This window comes from Paraperlucidibaca sp. (assembly GCF_982810325.1).
Genome location: NZ_CEYEMI010000041.1, coordinates 1 through 3,459, shown reverse-complemented (window position 1 = coordinate 3,459; position 3,459 = coordinate 1). Strand labels below are relative to the sequence as shown.

Annotated in this window: 6 protein-coding genes; 5 read left to right on the top strand and 1 reads right to left on the bottom strand. The window is 54.2% G+C overall.

Annotation, left to right across the window (positions count from 1 at the left end; translation table 11 throughout):
• A partial coding sequence (locus tag AC3DKE_RS10390; protein WP_487990636.1) for a DMT family transporter occupies positions 1–866 on the bottom strand: 866 nt, incomplete at its 3' end.
• 168 nt (positions 867–1,034) lie between these two features.
• Here AC3DKE_RS10390 and rpsP point away from each other — a divergent pair.
• The 5 genes from rpsP to AC3DKE_RS10365 form a co-directional block, all read left to right on the top strand.
• Complete coding sequence (rpsP, locus tag AC3DKE_RS10385; RefSeq protein ID WP_340675346.1) at positions 1,035–1,283, top strand: 30S ribosomal protein S16; 249 nt, start codon at positions 1,035–1,037, stop codon at positions 1,281–1,283.
• 3 nt (positions 1,284–1,286) lie between these two features.
• Positions 1,287–1,823 carry a ribosome maturation factor RimM gene (gene rimM / locus AC3DKE_RS10380; protein ID WP_340675347.1) on the top strand — a complete coding sequence of 179 codons (537 nt, stop codon included), beginning with the start codon at positions 1,287–1,289 and terminating at the stop codon, positions 1,821–1,823.
• 28 nt (positions 1,824–1,851) lie between these two features.
• Complete coding sequence (trmD, locus tag AC3DKE_RS10375; protein WP_340675348.1) at positions 1,852–2,595, top strand: tRNA (guanosine(37)-N1)-methyltransferase TrmD; 744 nt, start codon at positions 1,852–1,854, stop codon at positions 2,593–2,595.
• 149 nt (positions 2,596–2,744) lie between these two features.
• Entirely contained in the window at positions 2,745–3,113 is a 369-nt protein-coding gene (gene rplS, locus AC3DKE_RS10370) for a 50S ribosomal protein L19 (protein WP_340675349.1), read from the top strand.
• 133 nt (positions 3,114–3,246) lie between these two features.
• On the top strand, positions 3,247–3,459 hold a 213-nt coding region (locus AC3DKE_RS10365; protein ID WP_487990635.1), incomplete at its 3' end, for a site-specific integrase.

The window sequence follows — 3,459 nt, the reverse complement described above, 5'->3', positions numbered from 1 at the left end:
CGCCAGAATAAAGGCTTGTCTAAGCACATCAGCGTGGCTAAAAAGATGATAACGATGCCCACGACCGCCAAAGTTTCGGGCAGTTCATCCCATAAAATCCACGCCCAAAGCCCAGCAAAAACGATGGCCAAATAGGCCGCCGGGCCAATACGCCCAGCCGGCGCCAAGCTATAGGCTCGTGACATGGCGAGCTGGCTGAAGGTGGCCAAAATGCCCGCACCAACTACCCAGGCATATTCCTCAACGTTGAGTGGTCGCCATGCCCACAGCATTGGCACAGCTGAGATCGTCACTGAAATTAAGCTGAAGTAGAGCACGATGCGTATCACTGGCTCGGTGCCAGAAAGTGAGCGCACGGTGACGAAGGCCATGGCGGCTAGCAAGCTGGCGCTGATGCCGACCAGCGAGATAAAGCCCATGCCGGCCATGTCGGGGCGGCAAATCAATAACACGCCACCGAAGCCGAGCACGGCAGCGATCATCATGCGGACCGTGATTTTTTCTTTAAGAAATAGCCAAGCAATGAGTGGAATAAACACCGGGGATGAGTAGGTGAAAACCATGGCGCTGGCTAATGGCAGTTTGGCGATGGCATAAAAGAAGCCATACATCGCCGCTAAACCTACTACGCCGCGCCACAAATGCTTGTGAAATACGTGGGTTTTGAGCAGGCCAGTGCCGTGTATGGCAACCAGCGGCAGCAGCATGATTGACGCAGTAAAATTGCGGAAAAACACAATGGTTTCGTTGTTGACGGTATGCGATGCCTGACGAATAAACACGCCCATGGTGGCAAATAAAAATGCCGACAGCGTGAGCAGAGCAAGGCCGCGCCAAACCGACTGCGATGGGGCTTCGTAGCGCATAAATGAGCACCTCAAACGATGGTGCGCAGCCTAGCAGATTCTCCAGCACGTTGGACTGGCCAAGTGCCGCGTTTTCTCGTAGAATTCGCGCCCATCTGTGCATGGCCGATTTCCGTGGCGCCATGAGCAGAACGACTTACCACGGAAACCCAGTACAGGAATTAAGCAATGGTCACTATTCGTCTAGCCCGCGGTGGCGCTAAAAAACGTCCTTTCTACTCCATCGTTGTTGCCGACAGCCGCAATGCCCGCGATGGCCGTTACTTAGAACGCCTGGGTTTCTTCAACCCAGTTGCACGTGGTCAAGCTGAGCGCGTGCGCTTGGACTTAGAGCGTGTAGCTTATTGGATCAGCAACGGCGCTCAAGCATCTGACCGCGTTGCACATCTGATCAAGGTAGCTCAGAAGAGCGCATAAGACATGTCTATCGTGCCCGATCGTGAGTCCCTGATTCAGGTCGGCCACGTACACACTGCTTATGGCATCAAGGGATGGGTGTGGGTTATGTCCCGCACGCATCCCATTGCCAATATTTTTAACTACGGCCCGTGGTATTTGGACCGTGGTGGCGTGTTGAGTCCGGTAGAGATACTGGCGAGTCGTCCGCAAGCCAAAGGCTTGGTGGCGCAGCTGGATATCTGCCCCGACCGCAACGCTGCTGACACCTTAGTTGGTGCAGCGATTTGGGTGCCGAAAAGCGCCTTGCCGGTATTAGACGAAGACGAGTATTACTGGTCTGAACTCATCGATATGTTAGTGGTGACTGAGCAAGATGACGTGCTCGGCCGCGTCCACGCGATGATGGAAACTGGTGCCAACGACGTCATCATTGTGCGTGCTTGTGAAGGCAGCATGGATGATCAAGAGCGTTTGTTGCCGTGGTTGCCAGGTCGTGTTGTGCGTTTTGTCGATCGAAATCAGCGCCGTATTCGCGTCGATTGGGATCCAACGTTTTAAGCGTTTATGACCAACATGGGAGATCGCCATGTGGGTAGGCGTAGTGTCGTTGTTTCCGGAAATGTTTCGAGCCATTAGCGAGTGCGGTGTAACTGCCCGCGCCGTGGCCAACGGTAAGCTCACGCTGGCGTTTTGGAACCCGCGCGACTTTACCGAAGATAATTACCGCCGTGTCGATGAGCGCCCCTTTGGTGGCGGCCCCGGCATGGTCATGCAGATTGAGCCTTTACGCCGAGCTATTAATGCCGCGCGTGAAGCTGCTGCCGCACGAGGTGTGGTGGCGCCGGTGATTTATTTATCACCGCAGGGCCAGCGTTTATCGCAAGCCGATGTGCAGCAGCTTAGCGCCGCACATGGCCAGCAGGGCTTGATTTTGCTCTGCGGCCGTTATGAGGGTGTCGATGAACGCTTAATTGAGCGCGATGTCGATGCCGAATGGTCGATAGGCGACTACGTGTTATCCGGTGGTGAATTACCGGCGATGGTATTGGTTGATGCCTTAGCGCGCTTATTGCCCGGCGTGCTAAACACCGAGGCTTCAGCCATTGAAGATTCATTTACCGATGGCCTGCTTGATTGCCCGCATTACACCCGACCTGAGGTGTATGACGGCGACACAGTGCCAGCGGTATTGCTCAGCGGTGATCATGCCGCGATAAAGCGTTGGCGCTTGCAGCAAAGCCTCAAGCGCACACGCGAACGCCGCCCCGACTTACTTGTTGGGCGCACGCTGAGCAAATTAGAACGACAGCTGCTAGATGGCATCGAATAGATCTCGCTAGCAGTGTTGAGGGGGTCGTATGCGCCTTAGCCTCTGGACCCAAGGCGATGCCCACCGAGCTGACACGAGCAGCCGGTCAAGGCATCACAATGATCAATCATATGCGTGAAAGCCTCTGTGATTGAATGTGGAGAATTAAGATGAGCGGTAAGCATCCTTTAGTACAGGCCGTTGAAAACGTCCAACTGAAACAAGATATTCCTAAGTTTGCTCCTGGCGACACTGTTGTCGTTCAGGTGAAAGTGAAAGAAGGCGAGCGTGAGCGTCTCCAGGCCTATGAAGGCGTGGTTATTGCGATCAAAAATCGTGGCCTGAACTCTGCTTTCACGGTGCGTAAAATCTCCAACGGTATCGGTGTGGAACGTGTTTTCCAAACCCATTCGCCGATTGTTGCTGGCATCGAAGTTAAGCGTCGTGGTGCTGTTCGCCGCGCCAAGCTGTACTACCTCCGCGATCGTTCGGGCAAATCCGCACGTATCAAAGAGAAGCTGGCTCCGCGTAAGAAGTAATTCTTCGCGTTGCTGTGCAAAAAAGGGCTCATTACGAGCCCTTTTTTAATGCCTGAAATTTCACTGTTTGCCGCATTCGCTCATCACGTCCAATGGCTTTAAACTGAGCGTTAAGCTCATTGAAACTACGCCCATGATTGTTGAAGACGCTCACATGCCTCCAGCCTCAGATGCTGCGCTCACGGCCTTTCGCCATCAGCTCGCGGCCGAAGGCTTAAGTCAGCATACGCGTCGAGCCTATGTCAGCGATGCCGCCGCACTGGCGAACTGGGCTGCACCAAAGGCACTAACAGCATTAACTACCGATGACCTCGCGGCGTATCTGGCTAGCCCGCAAGTTATGCAA

Bases quoted from the DNA above. Each gene is read 5' to 3' on its own strand.
- rpsP (WP_340675346.1), top strand. From the start codon at position 1,035: ATGGTCACTATTCGTCTAGCCCGCGGTGGCGCTAAAAAACGTCCTTTC.
- rimM (WP_340675347.1), top strand. From the start codon at position 1,287: ATGTCTATCGTGCCCGATCGTGAGTCCCTGATTCAGGTCGGCCACGTA.
- trmD (WP_340675348.1), top strand. From the start codon at position 1,852: ATGTGGGTAGGCGTAGTGTCGTTGTTTCCGGAAATGTTTCGAGCCATT.
- rplS (WP_340675349.1), top strand. From the start codon at position 2,745: ATGAGCGGTAAGCATCCTTTAGTACAGGCCGTTGAAAACGTCCAACTG.